General features: G+C 69.0%; 16 protein-coding genes and 1 pseudogene. 10 read left to right on the forward strand and 7 right to left on the reverse strand.

Annotated features, from left to right (window positions below):
* Positions 1-42: 42 nt before the first annotated feature.
* From ACIP79_RS18860 to ACIP79_RS18880, 5 genes are all read left to right on the forward strand, one after another.
* The gene (locus ACIP79_RS18860; RefSeq protein ID WP_401224613.1) at positions 43-522 is read left to right on the forward strand and encodes a DUF3592 domain-containing protein; all 480 of its coding nucleotides are present in this window, start codon (positions 43-45) and stop codon (positions 520-522) included.
* A 585-nt stretch (positions 523-1,107) separates the two neighbouring features.
* Positions 1,108-2,025 carry an oxidoreductase gene (locus tag ACIP79_RS18865; protein WP_401224614.1) on the forward strand — a complete coding sequence of 306 codons (918 nt, stop codon included), beginning with the start codon at positions 1,108-1,110 and terminating at the stop codon, positions 2,023-2,025.
* 187 nt (positions 2,026-2,212) lie between these two features.
* Positions 2,213-3,163 (forward strand): alpha/beta hydrolase, encoded by a 951-nt coding sequence (locus ACIP79_RS18870; protein ID WP_401224617.1) that lies wholly within the window; start codon positions 2,213-2,215, stop codon positions 3,161-3,163.
* Between the two features lie 24 nt (positions 3,164-3,187).
* Positions 3,188-3,619, forward strand: a complete 432-nt coding sequence (locus tag ACIP79_RS18875) for an ester cyclase (RefSeq protein ID WP_401224619.1) — start codon at positions 3,188-3,190, stop codon at positions 3,617-3,619.
* A 52-nt stretch (positions 3,620-3,671) separates the two neighbouring features.
* On the forward strand, positions 3,672-4,289 hold the full coding sequence (locus ACIP79_RS18880) for an NAD(P)-dependent oxidoreductase (RefSeq protein WP_401224621.1): 618 nt from the start codon (positions 3,672-3,674) through the stop codon (positions 4,287-4,289).
* Between the two features lie 30 nt (positions 4,290-4,319).
* Here the strand turns inward: ACIP79_RS18880 and ACIP79_RS18885 are convergent, their stop codons facing one another.
* The gene (locus tag ACIP79_RS18885) at positions 4,320-4,832 is read right to left on the reverse strand and encodes a hypothetical protein (protein ID WP_401224623.1); all 513 of its coding nucleotides are present in this window, start codon (positions 4,830-4,832) and stop codon (positions 4,320-4,322) included.
* A 308-nt stretch (positions 4,833-5,140) separates the two neighbouring features.
* Between ACIP79_RS18885 and ACIP79_RS18890 the strand changes: the two are divergent.
* Positions 5,141-5,799 (forward strand): annotated as a pseudogene (locus tag ACIP79_RS18890) (TetR family transcriptional regulator).
* Positions 5,800-5,848: 49 nt separating this feature from the next.
* Here ACIP79_RS18890 and ACIP79_RS18895 read toward each other — a convergent pair.
* The 3 genes from ACIP79_RS18895 to ACIP79_RS18905 all read right to left on the reverse strand — a co-directional run bounded on the left by ACIP79_RS18895 (position 5,849) and on the right by ACIP79_RS18905 (position 9,099).
* The gene (locus tag ACIP79_RS18895; protein ID WP_401224624.1) at positions 5,849-6,406 is read right to left on the reverse strand and encodes a TetR family transcriptional regulator; all 558 of its coding nucleotides are present in this window, start codon (positions 6,404-6,406) and stop codon (positions 5,849-5,851) included.
* Between the two features lie 74 nt (positions 6,407-6,480).
* Positions 6,481-7,956 carry an aldehyde dehydrogenase gene (locus tag ACIP79_RS18900; protein ID WP_401224627.1) on the reverse strand — a complete coding sequence of 492 codons (1,476 nt, stop codon included), beginning with the start codon at positions 7,954-7,956 and terminating at the stop codon, positions 6,481-6,483.
* Positions 7,957-8,175: 219 nt separating this feature from the next.
* A complete protein-coding gene (locus tag ACIP79_RS18905; protein ID WP_401224629.1) occupies positions 8,176-9,099 on the reverse strand; it encodes a helix-turn-helix domain-containing protein in 924 nt (307 codons plus the stop codon).
* Between the two features lie 403 nt (positions 9,100-9,502).
* On the opposite strand from ACIP79_RS18905, the gene ACIP79_RS18910 reads away from it, so the two are divergent.
* The 4 genes from ACIP79_RS18910 to ACIP79_RS18925 all read left to right on the forward strand — a co-directional run bounded on the left by ACIP79_RS18910 (position 9,503) and on the right by ACIP79_RS18925 (position 12,445).
* The gene (locus tag ACIP79_RS18910; protein WP_401224631.1) at positions 9,503-10,084 is read left to right on the forward strand and encodes a GNAT family N-acetyltransferase; all 582 of its coding nucleotides are present in this window, start codon (positions 9,503-9,505) and stop codon (positions 10,082-10,084) included.
* Between the two features lie 293 nt (positions 10,085-10,377).
* On the forward strand, positions 10,378-10,815 hold the full coding sequence (locus ACIP79_RS18915) for an acyl-CoA thioesterase (protein ID WP_401224634.1): 438 nt from the start codon (positions 10,378-10,380) through the stop codon (positions 10,813-10,815).
* A gap of 112 nt (positions 10,816-10,927) precedes the next feature.
* Positions 10,928-11,281, forward strand: a complete 354-nt coding sequence (locus ACIP79_RS18920) for a hypothetical protein (protein WP_401224635.1) — start codon at positions 10,928-10,930, stop codon at positions 11,279-11,281.
* A 96-nt stretch (positions 11,282-11,377) separates the two neighbouring features.
* Positions 11,378-12,445, forward strand: coding sequence for a PQQ-dependent sugar dehydrogenase (locus ACIP79_RS18925; RefSeq protein WP_401224637.1), 1,068 nt, complete (start codon positions 11,378-11,380; stop codon positions 12,443-12,445).
* 42 nt (positions 12,446-12,487) lie between these two features.
* On the opposite strand, the gene ACIP79_RS18930 is transcribed toward ACIP79_RS18925, so the two are convergent.
* Genes ACIP79_RS18930 through ACIP79_RS18940 form a run of 3 tightly spaced genes read right to left on the reverse strand, consistent with a single transcriptional unit; the run spans position 12,488 to position 15,733 of the window.
* Positions 12,488-13,498 (reverse strand): NAD(P)H-dependent glycerol-3-phosphate dehydrogenase, encoded by a 1,011-nt coding sequence (locus ACIP79_RS18930; protein WP_401224638.1) that lies wholly within the window; start codon positions 13,496-13,498, stop codon positions 12,488-12,490.
* Positions 13,499-13,550: 52 nt separating this feature from the next.
* Positions 13,551-15,257, reverse strand: coding sequence for a substrate-binding domain-containing protein (locus ACIP79_RS18935; RefSeq protein ID WP_401224641.1), 1,707 nt, complete (start codon positions 15,255-15,257; stop codon positions 13,551-13,553).
* An 8-nt stretch (positions 15,258-15,265) separates the two neighbouring features.
* Positions 15,266-15,733: a hypothetical protein gene (locus tag ACIP79_RS18940; RefSeq protein ID WP_401224986.1), complete on the reverse strand. Its 468-nt coding sequence runs from the start codon at positions 15,731-15,733 to the stop codon at positions 15,266-15,268.
* Between the last annotated feature and the right edge of the window lie 80 nt (positions 15,734-15,813).

Raw genomic sequence — 15,813 nt, forward strand, 5'->3', positions numbered from 1 at the left:
CGCGTCGATGAGCGCGGGTGGACGGTGTGCTCGCGTCACTTTGTGAACCGCCGGACCGGGTGCCGCGTCATTCTGGTGTGCGGCCCGTTCTTTGCGGCGACGCGCGAGCGAGAGGAGGGGCGGATGACGGATGAAGTGATCGGTGCCGGGCTGCTGGCGTTGCCGGGGCTGGGGGCTCTGTGGTTTGGGGTGCGCGAGGTGCGGATGGAGGGACGGCTGCGTCGGTACGGCGTACGCGCCGAGGGAGTGGTGGTGGACCAGGCGCAGGCGCCGTCGGACGATCACCCGGCGCCCGTCGTCGAGTTCACCAACCGGCAAGGCCGACGTGTAAGGTTCTCGCCCCCGATGACCGGGGCGAGCCTGGCCCTGGACCTCGGAACGTCTGTACCGGTTGTCTACCTCCCCGAACTGCCGGAAAGCGCAAGGGTGTGCACCGGAAAGCACAGCCGATCCCGTTTCGTTCCCCTCCTTACCGCAGGAGTGCTCTTCCTCGCAGCCGCGGTGGCCGTACTCATCCGATGATGTCCTCCCTCCTCCTTGTCGTGACACGAATTGACGCGACCGATTGACGCACCCGAGTTGTTCTTAGCCCGTGCTCCCCGTTCGGGGATATCGACGATCCTCGGCCGTCACATCGCTCTCCATCTCGCGCAGACCCGGCGCACCCCCGCATCGGCCGCCACGGAACCGGGCTGACCGGCCCGGAACCGGTCACTTGGGCCGGTGGACAACGGACGCCCGGGTGGATGTCAGCATCCGGCGCCAGTTGCGCCTGTCTGCCGACGTACGCCCGTACAACGAGCGTGCGTGCGCGACACGACGTCAGTTCAGCAGCGAGAGGACACTGCCTCGGAGGGCGTGGACGAGCGCGACTGACCCGGCGGGTCCCGGGTGGGTCCTGGCAACCGCACGTCCGGCCGTCCGGTCGATCAGGGCTCCCGCTCGGCCGGACTCGGTGAACTCCACCGGCGCAGCCTGGCGGAACAGCTGCTTCCTGGCCTCTGGATACCCGGTACACATCCGTCGAGCGTAACTAATGAACGTTCATTTGACAAAGCTCCGACCCGTCCACAACATTGGTATTGAAAAATCATTCAGTAAGGGAGCATGATCGCGGTGAGTCACTGGACCCCGGATTCGATCGCCGACCAGACCGGGCGTACGGCCCTGATCACGGGCGGCAACAGCGGCATCGGGCTGGAGACCGCACGCGTGCTCGCGACGCACGGCGCGCGCATCATCCTCGCCGGACGCAGCCGGGCGAACCTCGACCGAGCGGTGCGGCAGGTGCTCGCCGTCGCACCGAAGGCCGAGACCGACACGCTGGTGGTGGACCTGTCGGATCTCGCGTCGATCCGGGACGCGGCCTCGCGCATCGCCGAGACCGAGACGATCGACCTGCTGTTCAACAACGCCGGGGTGATGAACCTGCCCACCCGTCAGACCACGCGCGACGGGTTCGAGATGACCTTCGGTACCAACCACCTCGGCCACTTCGCCTTCGACGCGCAACTGTGGCCCGCCGTTCTCCGCTCCCCGGCCCCTCGCGTGGTCACAGTCAGTGCGATCGCCGCGCGCTGGCCCATGGGCCGGCTCCAGGACCTGATGAGCGAGAAGCGCTACAGCGGCATGGGTGCCTACGCCAAGTCCAAGCGCGCCAACATCGTCTACACCCTCGAACTCGCCCGGCGCAGCGCCGACACATCCCTCAAGGCCTTGGCGGTTCACCCAGGGGCCGCGATGACCAACCTCCAGCAGCACGGCAACGGAGCCCTGGCCAAGGTGTTCACCCCGATCGCCGAGCGTCTGCTCATGGGCTCGCCCGAGGGCGCCGCGTGGCCTTCGCTGTACGCCGCCACCGCCGCCGGGGTGACGAACGGGCAGTTCATCGGCCCCTCGGGGCGCGACCAGACCTCCGGCACGCCGAAGCCGGCCAAGCTCCCCCGCGGCGCGGACGACCCGGAGCAGGGTGCACGCCTGTGGACGGAGAGCGAACGGCTGATCGGCGTCACCTTCAAGGCCTGACGGAGTCCGGCGCTTGACCTCTGCGCGCGGGGTGAGCGGCGGTGCGGCAGCTTCCCGACCCGTGCGCAACCGGATGCCCGGTACGCGCAGGAATGAAATCAATCGTCTACATGTCCCGTGCTCGACAAGGTAACGAGACACCCGCAGGGCCGCTGGTGGCGGCCGTGCCAGTGAAGGAGACAGCTCCATGACCAGCTCCGACGGATTCGTCCCGAACCCCGACGCGGCCGAACTCGCCGCCGTCAACCAGCAGATCGCCGAGTCGATGCAGTATCCGGATGTCACCACCGGCGAAGGCCTGGCGGCGGTTCGTGGCGCGGACTTCGCACTCAGCCGCGATGTGAAGCAGTCGGTGAGCGAGCGGACCATCCCGGGGCCGGGCGGGGATCTCGTACTGCGGATCATCCGGCCCGAGGGCCCGGTGAAGGCCGTCATGATCGACATTCATGGCGGCGGCTGGTGCATCGGCACGCCTCAGGAAGATGACTGGATCAACGACTACTACGCCGAGCACTCGCGGATCGCGACCGTCAGCATCGACTACCGGCTCGCCCCCGAGCATCCCGTGCCCGCCCCGATCGACGACTGCATGGCGGGAGCCCTGTGGGTCGCCGAGAACGCCGTCGCGGAGTTCGGCACCGACCGGCTCCTGCTGCACGGTGCCTCGGCCGGCGGACACCTGGCGGCCGTGACCTTGCTGCGGCTGCGTGACGAGCACCCCGAGGTGGCCGAGCGCATCGCCGCGATCAGTCTGGTCTACGGCGCGTACGACGTCAGCGGCACTCCCAGCCGCCGCCTCGCCGACCACACCACCCTCGTCCTGCCCCGTCACTGGATCCGCGGCTTCGTCGACAACGCTTTCCCCGACCTCGATGCCGAACAGCGGCGCGACCCGTCCGTCTCCCCGCTCTTCGCGAAGCTGGACAACCTGCCGCCTGCCCTGTTCACGGTCGGCTCGCTCGATTGGCTGCTGGACGACAGCCTGTTCATGTCAGCCCGTTGGCAGGCCGCCGGCAACCACGCCGACCTCGACGTCTGGCCCGATGGCGTCCACGGCTTCAACAACATGGCCCCCAACACCGGCCACGCCGTCGCCGAGCGCGTCGCGTCCTGGTTCAACGCCCGTCTCTCCGCCTGATCCACCAACCACAGGGGCACCAACATGAGCGCACAGGACAACATCACCGTCGTCCAGGAATTCATCGACGACGTCTTGAACAAGGGAGACCTCTCCGCCCTGGAGAAGTACTGGGCCAAGGACATGGTCTGGCGCGGGGGCAGCCTCGGCGAGTACCACGGCCCGGCGAAATTCAGGGAGTTCGCCGAGGCCAACGCCGCCGGGGCCTTCACCGGCATGCGCCTGGAGCCGCAGCGGTTCCTGGCGGAGGGCGACACCGTCGTCGCGCTGTTCACCAACAGCGGTGTCAACACAGGTCCGTTCATGGGCGTGCCCGCCACGGGCAAGGCGGCCAAGTGGAACGGCGTGGGCGTCTACCGCGTCCACGACGGCAAGATCGCTGAGGCGACCTTCGTCGAGGACGTCCTCGCCATGCTTCTGCAACTCGGCATCACCAGCCTGCCCTCAGCCTCCTGACCGGCGAGCCGCAGTAGAAGACCTACGTCAAGGACCTGGAGAAGGCACAGTCATGAGGATCACCGTCTTTGGCGCCAGCGGCAGTGTCGGCCGCGTGCTCCTCCCCGAATCGCTGCGGAGGGGCCACGAGGTCATCGCCGTCACCCGCGACCCCTCCAACATCACGCTCCGACATGCGAATCTGACGGTAGCGGTCGCTGAACTCGACGACGTACCGGCCTTGGAGAAGGCCCTCTCCGGAGCTCAAGCGGCGATCATCAGCCTCGGCGACGCCGTCTGCGACACAGGCACCCGCACCATCGTCACCGCGATGCGGAACACCGGCGTACGACGCCTGGAGGCGCTCACCGGATTCGGCACCAGCGCCATCAGCCGACGCCAACTCAACCCCGCGATGCGAGGCCTGCTGGGCGCGGTCCGTCTCCTCGCCCGCTCCGGCTTCCTGGCCAAGGAGCGCCAGGACGCCCTGGTGCGCGCCTCCGGCCTCACGTACACGATCGTCCAGCCGCCCACCCTCACGTTCGGCCCCACCACCGGCGCCTACCGGCATGGTGACTACCGAGGCAAATCCATCCTCGGCCGGATCTCCCGGGCCGACCTCGCCGAGTTCATGCTCGACAACCTGGAACAGGAGCGCTACGCGGACGAATCGGTGTACGTGCAGAAGTGAAGTGGAGTGCCGCTGTACAGGATCGGGGGATTACCACCAGGGGGTGCAGGTGATACCGCTGACGGGGGAGGCACTGGTCACCTGCGCGCAGACACGGAAGGCCCGACTCGCCGAGTTGCTGGTCGGGTAGGCCGGGGTGGTGATCCTGGCGCCGCTTGCGGACGTAGTGAACGGGCCGCACTGGATCCACGAGTTCTGGCCGTCGTTGGTGACATCCATCCAGACCCACCCGATGGCACTGGGGCCCCAGATGCTGGAGCTGGTGCTCAGGACGCCCCACCCCATTGGTGTGCCGCCGACGTTGCCGGTGTGCATCTCGTACGAGGCGACGGCCCACGGAGTGCCGCCGAAGTTGGCTATGACTGCCCCGGCCCCCGCCACACCGCGTCCGCTGAGACTGTCCGGGATGTCGGTGAAGCCTTTCGCACCTCCCGCGCAGTCCGACGCCGCCGCCTGAGCCGTACCGGAAGAACCGGCCATGAGCCCTGCCCCGAGCACGAGCGCGGCCGTTCCCACGCTGAAGATCCGGCGGATACTGCGCATGTCTTCTCCTTGGTCGAAGCGCTGGGAGCGCCCACTGGTCGGCCCTTTGCCGCAACGCTCGCGGTCATGAGGTCCCCGAGCCGGCGCCTGGAACGGTAGACCGTGCCCGGGACATCGCGTCCCTGACAGATGTCAGGGTGCTGACCTGGCGAAACAGCTCCCGGCAGGGTGAGAGGGGCCCGGCTGTCACCTGGGCCCCTGTGGGCATTCAGGAGGTGCTCAGTCCCAGACGGACTCGGAGAGCGGACGCCACTTCTCGTCGGACTCCGCCTGGGCCCGGGCCGCGGCGCCGGCGGCGTACTGCGCGCATCGACGAGCAACGGGCCGTCCGTCGGCGTGCGTTCCTCGACGTCACGGTTGCGATGCTCGATGAGATGCCCGTGAGTGCGGTCAGTCTGAACGAGCTGAGCCGTCGTGTGGGGCTCGCAAGTCGAACGTGCTGCGCTACTTCGAGTCGCGGGAGGCGATCCTTCTGGAGCTGTTTGATCACGACCGGAAGGAGTGGACGGAGCGACTGGCGCCGTTGCCGGCTGCCGGGGTGGACGCGGACGCGCCGGTGGACGAGCGGTGCGAACGGTTCGCCTCCGTCGTCACGGCCTCCCTCGCCGAGCGCCGGGTGTCGTGTGATCTGCTCAGCGCGCAGGCCGGCGTACTGGAACACAACGCGTCCCCTGAAGTCGCGGCCGCCCGCTTCAAGAGGGCAGCCGTCGCCGATGTCGAGTCACTTGCGGCCCTGGCTCCGGTCCACCTCCCTGAACTGGGCGACCGCGCCGCGCAGTTGGCCGCATCGACGATCATGACCATCGGCGTGGTGTGGACCCACTCCCGTCCGTCGCGGGCCATGCTCACCGCGTACGACGCCGGCTTCTCTCTCGCCGCCCTAGGCATGCACTCCGGCCCCACTCTCCAGGAGATGATCGCCACCCTCACCACAGGCGCCCTGACCCGCGTTCGAACCTCCGCCTGAGTTCACGCACCCGCCACCTGGAACGACCGGCCGGCCGCCGGGTCCAGGGTCAGGGGTCGACGAGCTTGGCCACGGCCTGCACCACGACTTCGCGCCGGGACGCGGCGGGCACCAGTGCGGGCACGTCCTCTCCGGCCTGCTGCCACATGTTGGCCAGGGTGAGGACGAGGGCGAGGATCCGCTCCGCGGACAGCTCGCCGGTCACTGTGCCGCGTTCCTGTGCGTCACGGATTGCTGAGACCTTCTCGGCCATGGCCGCCGCGACGCTCGCGTGCTGGGCGCCTTGGCCGCGTTCGAGGTAGTACCAGGCCAGGAAGCGGACCACGTCCGGGTGCTGGGTCCCGATGTCGTGGAGGGCGCCCGCGTATTCGGGCAGATGGTCGGCGTCGATCGGCACCGAGGACACCGTCAGTTCCACGATGTCCTCGAACAGGGCGTCGTACAGCTCAGCCTTGCCCTTGTAGAACGAATAGACGAGCCCTGGGCTGATCCCAGCCCGCTCCGCGAGACGGTCCACCCGGGCTCCGGCCAGGCCGAACGCGGCGAACTCGGCGAGAGCGGCTTCGAACAGCTGTTTCTTCTTGGCTTCAGGGTCTCGGGTGCGCACCCTTCGATAGTAAGGAATGAACGTTCATTTGACAAAAGCGAGGGCCATGTGCGGGAGGGGTGCTAAATACTCGTTCAGGAGGGCAGTTGCGCGGCGCTGGTGTAGATGGACTTGTGGTCCAGGTAGCTGCTGAGTCCCTCGGGGCCGTACTCGCGCCCGATACCGCTGGCCTTCAGGCCGCCGAACGGTGAGTCGAAGTCGATCGCGTAGTAGTTGACGCCGATCGTGCCGGTGCGCACCCGGCGGGCCACGTCCACGCCGCGCGCCTCGTCGGCGGTCCAGACGGACCCGGCGAGACCGTACTCGGAGTGGTTGGCGATCCGCACGGCGTCGGCCTCGTCGTCGTACGGAATGATGGCGAGGACCGGTCCGAACACCTCCTCGCGGGCGAGCCGGTCGGCGTTGTCCACGTCGGCGAAGACCGTGGGCTCGACGAACCAGCCGCGCTCGTGTCCCGCGGGCCGCCCACCGCCGGTGATCAGCCTGGCCGGCGACGCAATGGCTGTGCGGATGTGGCCCAGCACGCGTTCCTGGTGGGCCTTGCTGGCCATCGGGCCGCAGGTCGTCGCCGGATCCAGTGGATCGCCGACGACCATGCCGGCGGCGAAGCCGGCCACGGCCTCGACGACCTCGCCGAAGCGTGAGCGCGGCGCGAGGATGCGGGACTGGAGTGTGCAGGTCTGGCCGTTGTTCATGAAGGAGGCGGCGTCCAGCCCGGCGACGAACGTGTCGAGGTCGGCGTCGTCGAGCACGATCGAGGCGGACTTGCCGCCGAGTTCCAGTGTGCAGCGACGGACCAGGCGCCCGCACTCGGCGGCGATCGCACGACCGGCCGCGGTGGAGCCGGTGAAGGCGACCTTGTCGACACCGGGATGGCTCACGAGGTAGGCACTGGCCGGCCGATCGGCGAGCACGATGTTGAGCACACCCGCGGGCAACCCGGCCTCGATGGCGGCGTCCGCCAACAGGTAGCTGTCGAGCGCGGTTTCCGGTGACGGCTTGAGTACGACGGTGCAGCCGGCGGCGAGGGCCGGGGCGGGCTTGCTCAGAGCCAGCCCGAGCGGGAAGTTCCAGGGAGTGATCGCGGCGACGACGCCGACGGGTTCGCGGCGCACGATGGTGGCTCCCCGCATGCTGAGGCGAGGGGCCTCCAGGGGGAACTTCTCGATGAGGTCGGCGTTGCGGCGCAGATGACCGGCCGGCCCGAGCCCGTTGGTCTGCCGCGACAGAGCGATGGGCATGCCGTTCTCGCGGCTCACGAGGGTGGTCGCGAGATCTGCTCGCTTCTCCCACGCGTCGGCGAAACGGCGCATGACCTCGGCGCGCTCGGCCGCGGCGCTGCGGCCCCAGGGCCCGCTGTCGAGGGCGGCGCGGGCGGCGGCGACGGCGGCGTCGATGTCGGCCGGGCCGGCCATCGCGGCGGTCCCGATGGGTACCTCGGTGGCAGCCTCCAACGCCACATGGTGTTCGTCGGTGCTGGGGGCGAGCCAGGTGCCACCGACGAAGAACGCCGGGCGGTCGAGGGCGGTCCGGTATTGCACGGTGCTCATGAGCCGGTCTCCTTGGGAACGTGTGTTCGAGTAGAAGGGGGTGGGGGGTGCGCGAGTGCCACGTGAACGCCGAAGACGGCATCCCGCGAGCGACGCCATGGTTCGCGGCGCTCGGTGGCGTGATGGAGCGGTGGCGCGCGACGCTCGACGGCGCCGTGGTGCGTGGTGGTCTCTGCTCCGCCCGGGTTTCCGTAGCCCGCGCGATCGGCCGTCCAGCGATCAGCCGGGATCGGCACCAGTGGAGTGCGGGTCGTCGGCCGTGTACGGCTGCCCGGCGCCGGGCTTCGATGCCGCCCAGCTGGCGAGCATCCGCAGCGCGTCCTCCGACGGGCTGTCCGGCTCGGGCGTGTACATGAGCAGCATCTGGCCGGGATCCGCCAGCCGCGTGGACTCGTACGCGAGCTCGACGTCACCCACGACAGGATGGTGTACGCGTTTGACGCCGGTGGCGTACGAGCGCACGTCATGGCGGGCCCAGCGGCCCCGGAAGTCCTCGCAGCGGGTGGACAACTCCCCGATCAGGGCGGTGAGCTGTGCGTCGAAGGGCGTTCGCCCGGCCTCGGCTCGCAGCAGTCCGGCCGAGTAGTCCGCGATCTTGTCCCAGTCGCGCCAGAAGGTACGCGCCGCCGGGTCCAGGAACACGAAGCGGGCGGTGTTGACCGGCCGTCCCGGGGCCACGTACATCGGCTCGTAGAGCGCCCGGCCGAGGGCGTTGGTGCCGATGACGTCGAGGCGCCCGGTGAACACGACCGCCGCGGTCGTGGCCATCGAGTCGAGAATGCGCTGGACCGGAGCCCGCAGTGCGGGGTGTGCCGCGGGCGACGAGGGTCGGCGGGCAACCCCGGCGTTGAGCAGGTCGCGCAGGTGCGCGCGTTCCGCCTCGTTGAGCTGCAACGCGTGATTGATGCCGTCGAGGACCGATTCGGACACACCGGTGGCATCGCCGCGCTCCAGGCGGATGTAGTACTCGACGCTGATACCCGCCAGCGTCGCCACCTCCTCACGGCGCAGTCCCTTGACCCGTCGGCTACCACCGAAGACCGGCAGACCTGCCTGCTCGGGGGTCAACCGGGCTCGGCGGGTCGCGAGGAATTCGCGGATCTGTTCCCGCGCACTCGCCCTGACCTGCTCTCGATCGCTCATGAATTCCACGGTACGGCGACGACCGCCGACCAAGGAGTCACGCCCAGTGCCCCCTTCCCGGGAACCGTCAGCCACCGTCGCAAGGGAACGGCCCGGAGCGGCTGCCTGGACTACCGAGACCACTTCCACGACGTCTGAGCCGGTAAGGCGCCGCGCTCTGAGCCGCGACTGTCCGATAGCTCGTACGGGTGACGGCCAGGCACGGCGAACGCCGCCGTCGCGAAATGACCGGTACGACGAGGGGGCACCGAGTCCTCTCATTCTCCGCTCACCGCGCGAAGGGGCACGGTCCATCGAAAGGGGCTGCTCCGCCGTGACTGTTCGAGGCGACGAGTCGGCATGCCATGCACTCCATCCGGCGATAGAACAGGATCTGACCCGACAGCGGCTCAAGGACTCCTGGTTGCCGCCCACCCCTGACACGCCGGTCCTGGCCGCCACCCGGCTCTGGCAGACCCGGGTGGCGACTCCGCAGGACGGCTGCCTGGTCCAGGAGCTGCACGACCGCTGCTCGCAGCGCTCGCTGTACCAGCGGTACCTGTCTCCCCTTCGCAGGCTCCCGGCGAGCATGCTGAACCGGCTCCTGGAGCCCAGCTCCAGCCATACCCTGCTCGCGCAGTCCGACTCGGGGAGCCCCGTCGCCATGGGGATGCTGGCCCGCGGCCCGGAGGACCACGGCGGCCGAGAAGTGCATCTGGCCGTGCTGGTCGAGGACGCCTGGCAGCGTCAGGGCCTGGGGACCGCGCTTACCGAACGTCTGTTGTGCCTGGCGGAGCAGGCCGATGTCCCCCGTGTCCACGCGGACGTCCTGGCGGACAACTCCGCGATGCTGCGCATTCTCCACCGGGCCGGTGGAGTGGTACGCGAGAGGGAGTGCGGCGTTGCGTCGCTCACTGTGGCCACGGCCCGATCAGGGGCTCCGGTGAGCCTCGTCGACGCCGGGAACGCGTGGAACGCGAGCCAGGGACCCGCACATGCCAAGTGAGTCGCGTTGGAGTTCACCTTTCCTGATGGATGGACAGTTCCTGGGCGCGAAACGGGCATAAAGGTTCGTCCTGCTCTGGTAGACAAGATCGTCCAAGGTTTCTCGTGCCTGCTCACGGGAGTTGGTACGGCGGGCACCGACGACGTTGCTCGCACGGCCTTTTGGCGGCGGTCGTCCAGCCCCCGCGTCGGCTTGCTCAGGGCCTGCCACTGGCCGGCCGTAGCCACTCGAACCCCTCACGTACGACCGGTCATGTCCTTTGTGGGCTGACCCTTTTCTGATCAGGAAACCCCATGGAAACGTTCACGACTCGGCGGCGCATCCGGATGAGCGACGCGGACATCTACGGCAACGTGCACAACCTGTCGATCATCCAGTACGCGGAGGACACGGCCGTCGAATGGGTGTGGACCCTCCGGGACGAACTCGGCATCGAGTCCTACTGGGGCACCGCGAACGTTCAGGCCAGCTTCACCATGCCCCTGCCGTGGACGCTGGCCGAGGTCGGAATGTCCCTCCAGGCGGAGAAGGTCGGACGGGCCAGCCTGTCGCTCGTCACCCGCATCACGTCGGACCGCGGCGAGCACGCCACCGTCCGCGCGCGCTACATCCGCTTCGACTCCACCGGCACCCGCAGCACCATCTCGCCGCAGGAACGCGAGTGGTACGCCCGCTATCTCGCCCCCGACGCGCGGCCTGCGGGCCGGATCCTGGCGGGAGTTCAGGGCTAGGGCGGATCCGGCTGGCAGGCTGCCGTAGGGCCATCAACTCCCTTGGTCCGCAACGCTCTTGTCCTGGCGGCTGAGCTGTGGATGACTGGCGGTGCACCGAGGGAGAGTGAGTATGGGCAACTGGGCTGTGATCGCCGAGTACTACAGCGACGTGTACAGGACCGAGTTCATCTGCCGAGGGCAGGAGACGAAGGACCAGGCGCTGGAGGAGCTACACGCTGCCCTCCACACGTATCTGCCGAGCAAGAGCATCGTGGAGAAGCGACGCCAGGTGTACCGCTTCGCTGATCGGGAGTCGTATCTGGTGGTGATCAAAGGCAGGTTGTCGGAGTGGGAGTGCACTCTGCGCATCGCGGAGTTGGTCTCGGACTCGGCCGACCCGCTCGTGGCCGAGCGAGTGCGGTTGGAGGAAGCCGGGGCGAAGGACTCCGGCGGACCGCAGGACCGGGTTCCGCCCGGCTGGTGAGTGACGGGCCGGACTCCAGCTCGCAGAGCCAATTCTTCATTTCACGGTCACTGTCCTGAGGTGGATGGCCCATCGGGCGATTTCTAAGATCGCGGCGTGCGATGGCGACGAATAATCGTGTTCGGCTCGGCCGGTCTGCTGGTGGTGGCGGCTGCCGTCGGGGTCTACTCCTACGGTTCCTTCTTCGGCTGGTGGGCGCGCCCGACCGTCCACGACGCGCCGGAGGCGAAACCGGCGGCCGTGGAGCCGGTGGTGAGCGGGCTGCGGCTCCCCTTCGACCTGGCGTTCCTCCCCGACGGGTCGGCGCTGGTCACCGAGCGGGAGACCGGCCGTCTGCGGAAGGTCACCGCGGACGGACAGCTCACGGACGTTCGGACGATCCGGGAGATCGCCGAGCCGACCAGGCAGGCCGGGTTGCAGGGAGTGGCGGTCTCGCCTTCATACGAACGGGACGGCTGGGTCTACGTCTACTACACCACCGCGGAGGACAGCCGGGTGGGCCGGCTGCGCCTGGACTCGGCGGCCCCGCCCGAGCCGATCCTGACCGGCATCCCCAGCGGTGAGATCCACAATGGCGGGCGGATCAGGTTCGGCCCGGACGGCATGCTCTACGTGACGACCGGTGAAGCCGACGACCGTTCGAGGGCCCAGGACCGCGACGACCTGGGCGGCAAGATCCTGCGAGTCACGTCGGCGGGCAAGGCCGCGCCGGGCAACCCGATCGAGGGCTCTCCCGTGTACAGCTGGGGGTTCCGGGACCCGCAGGGACTCGCCTGGGACGAGAAGGGTCAGCTCTACGTCTCCGAGTTCGGCCACCACAATCTCGACGAGCTGAACCGGGTCGAACCCGGCGGCAACTTCGGCTGGCCCGAGGTGGAGGGCACCGGCGGAGAGTCCGAATTCACGGACCCGATCGCGACCTGGAAACCTGCCGACGCCTCACCCAGCGGCATGACCTACCACGACGGCCGGATCTGGGTCGCCGCCCTGCGCGGCGAACGGCTCTACCGGATCGCCACCGACGGCTCGTCGGCCGAGCAGTTGCTGACCGGCCAGTACGGCCGACTACGACTCGTGACGGAGGCCCCGGACGGCTCACTCTGGGTGCTGACCAACGGCCGTACCGGCCCCGACTACGACCTGATCCTCCGGGTGACTCCCTGAGAGCGGGAGCGGACGTGCACCGAGCGGCCGAGGCGCCGGAGATCAGTGCTCGGGTCTGGGAGGTCGCTGCATCAGTGCGGCGGCGGCCTGTTCGAGGGTGAGCTTGTCGTGCAGTAGTGCGGAGATCGTCTCGGTGATCGGCATTTCGATGTCGTGAGCGTGAGCCAGGCCGAGGATCGCGTCGGCGGATTTGACGCCCTCGGTGGTCTGCCGGGTGGCGGCGGTTGCCTCGTCCACGCTCATGCCCCGGCCGAGGTGCGTGCCGAAGGTCCGGTTGCGTGAGAGCGGCGAGGTGCAGGTGGCCACCAGGTCGCCCAGGCCCGCGAGTCCGGCGAGTGTTGCCGGGTGCGCGCCGAGGGCGGTGGCCAGGCGGGTCGTTTCCGCCAGTCCGCGGGTGATGAGCAGGGCGGCCGAGTTGTCCCCGAAGCTCATGCCGGTGGCGATGCCGACCGCGAGGGCGATGACGTTCTTCACCGCGCCGCCCAGCTCGCAGCCGATCACGTCCGTGCTGGTGTAGGGCCGGAAGTACGGGGTGTGGCAGGCCGCCTGGAAGCGGCGGGCCGCGTCCTCGTCGGGGCAGGCGATGGTGGCGGCCGCGGGCAGCCCGGCCATGATCTCACGGGCGAGGTTCGGCCCGGACAGCACGGCGACCCGGTGTGCGGCCACGCCGGTCACTTCGGCGATGACTTCGCTGGCCCGCTTCCCGGTGTCCTGCTCGATGCCCTTCATCAGCGACACGATCACCGCCTCGGGGCCGATGTGCGGCGTCCATGCGGCGAGGCCGGCGCGCAGTGACTGCGCGGGGATGGACAGCACGAGCCAGTCGGCGCCGTCCAGTGCGGCGACGGGGTCCGTCGTGGCCGTTACGGTGGCGGGCAGTTCGATGTCCGGGAAGTAGTCCGGGTTGCGGTGCGTGGTGTTGATCGCGTCGGCGACCTCGCCGCGGCGGGCGTACGCGGTGACGGGCGTCCCCGCGTCGGCGAGGATCTTGGCGGCGGCGGTGCCCCAGGAGCCGGCCGAGAACACGGCCGCGCGTGTGGGGGACTGGCTCACTCGGGAGTCCTCTCGCTGGACGCCCGATCGCTGTGGGGGCGGCGGGGCCCGGTCATCGTAGCGGCTGCTCGATGCGTTGACGGCGCCGCCACGGGGCGGTGCGCAGGGTGAACGGATACGCGCCGTAACTGGTTTTGTTCGTACTGGCCCGGTGGCCGTTGATCCGGACGACCAGCAGGTCGTCACGGTCGGAGGCGGCACTGGCGGGGCCGTAGCCCAGGGCGCCGGCTGTGCCGGCCACGGTGTCCAGCACCATTTGGGCAGAACGACGTTCGCAGCTGACGACGTCGGCCGATGTGCCGGCAGCGGGCTCTTCACAATCGTCGGAGTTGTTCTCGAGTTGTCGGCCGCCACCGAGGATCTGTCGCTGGAAGATCTGCCGGGACCCCGAGCCGGGCAGCGGGTTGACCAAACGGACCGGATGATCGTTCCCGCCCACCTGTTGCCAGTTGGAGATGACTCCGTCGTACAAGTCCCTGATCTGTGCCGAGGAGAGGTCCCGGATGCCTGTTCTGTCGTTGACGACGAACGTGTACAGGGTGGAGGCGATGGGGTGCGGCAGCAACTGTGGGAAGTCCGCGGTCTTGAGACCGTCCGAGAAGGCCAACAACTGAGGGCTTCCCGAGCCCTCCTCCTGCCCTGACTTGTCCAGATCGACCAGGCCTTGCGCGCTGCCCTTGCTGTCGACGGTGATGTGAGCTTCCGGGCAGGACCTCTCATACGCCTCGGCGGCCTTCGACAGAACGGGCGCGAAGGCCGTGGAACCGATGAGGGTGAGCTTCCCGGGGACGCAGGTTCGCTCGGTGTCCTCGTCCGAAATCGCCAGCCACATGGAGACGGCGACCGCACCACCCATCGCGGCGGCGCACAGGGGCAGCAGAGCCTTCTTGGTGGTCCGACGGAACGCGACCGACGTAAGAGGCGGTGTGACAGAGGGTGTGACGGTCGGCGTGGCTGCCGGGGAGGGGCCGTGGTCCACGGTCTTCGGGGCCGGAGGCTCTGGTGGGCGAAAAGCCTGGTTGCGGAAGAGGCTGATGTTGCCGGCGGAGTTCCGGTTGCGTTGCTGTGGCCTGGGCAGCGACTTGGCGGTCAACGAGGCGTCGAGATGGTCGTACAGGTCGGCCATGCTCAGCAGTTCGGGGGCGCTCGGGATGCCCTGGGCGATGGCCTCGATCAACTCGCCGGTGAACGCGGTGTACCGCTTCCCCGCCGGAGCCAGTGCCTGCCGGGTCTCGGCGGTGGCCGTCAGCACGAACGTACCCTCGATGCTCGCCTGCGCCCCGATGTACCCACGGACCTCCGCCATGGCTCCCCCGAGAGCGAGGCCGCTCCAGCAGCAGTCGAGGATGACGACCTTGCGCCGTGCCCGCGTCCCGCCCATCGCGGCCGGCCTCAGCAGCACGCGTCGTACGTCCTCGTACCGCACGGCTCTGTCCAAGCGCTCCTGGCGGGAGTCGTGCAGGGCCAGATAGAGCTCCCCCGTGTCGGGGTCGGCAAGGCCATGGCCGGCGAAGTACAGCACGAGTGTGTCCGTCGCACCGGCCGCCGCTTTGTGCACGGTGTCGAAGACGTCGTCGCGTGTGGGTTGGACCAGTTCGAGGCAGTGCTCTTTGGGCATCCCCAACAACGCGGGCTCGCGGAACAGTTCGCCGAGCCGCCTGACGTTGTTCTCGACCGCGGGCAGGTCATCCATGTTGCGGTAGGCGTACGAACCGATCAGGACGGCACGGGAGGAGGCGGCATCGGACTGGTGCGGCACGGCTTGCGCTATACGGACGCGGCCGGTGGCGTGTGCTGGTCGTCCGGACGGGGCGCGGGCGGACGGTCCCCTTCGCGCTCGGGGTCCGGCACAGGGTCTGGCCCTTCGAGCGCGGCCAGGGCTCGCCGGATCGCCTCGGGGTCGTCGCTGTCCAGCAGGACAGTTGTCCCGGCACGCTCCAGACGGACGCGCGGCGGGCGTGGACGGGCCAAGCGCCAAGCGGCAACCGCCAGCGCCAACTGGGCAAGCTGCACTGCTCCGTTGCACACCGCCTCGATCGCGTCCAGCCCCGGTCCCATGTGCCCGGGCGCCGACTCACCACTCGCGGGAGCCTGTTCACGGGACAGGAGAGACAGGCCGACGTCCCTCCCCACATCAGGATCGTCGCCGAGCCATCGGTAGAGCGACAGCGCGTCGACCACCTGTCCGGTCGGCTCGCCGTCCCCGTAGCCCTCGACTTCGATCCGGACCCGCATCCCCACCCCTTCGCCCCCACGGCATGCCCGCCCTGTGTCCTGGCGGCAGCGCCGAGCGTAGCGCCCGCCGTGTCCGGAAG

It is taken from the genome of Streptomyces sp. NPDC088747 (genome assembly GCF_044751025.1).
Taxonomy (GTDB): Bacteria; Actinomycetota; Actinomycetes; order Streptomycetales; family Streptomycetaceae; genus Streptomyces.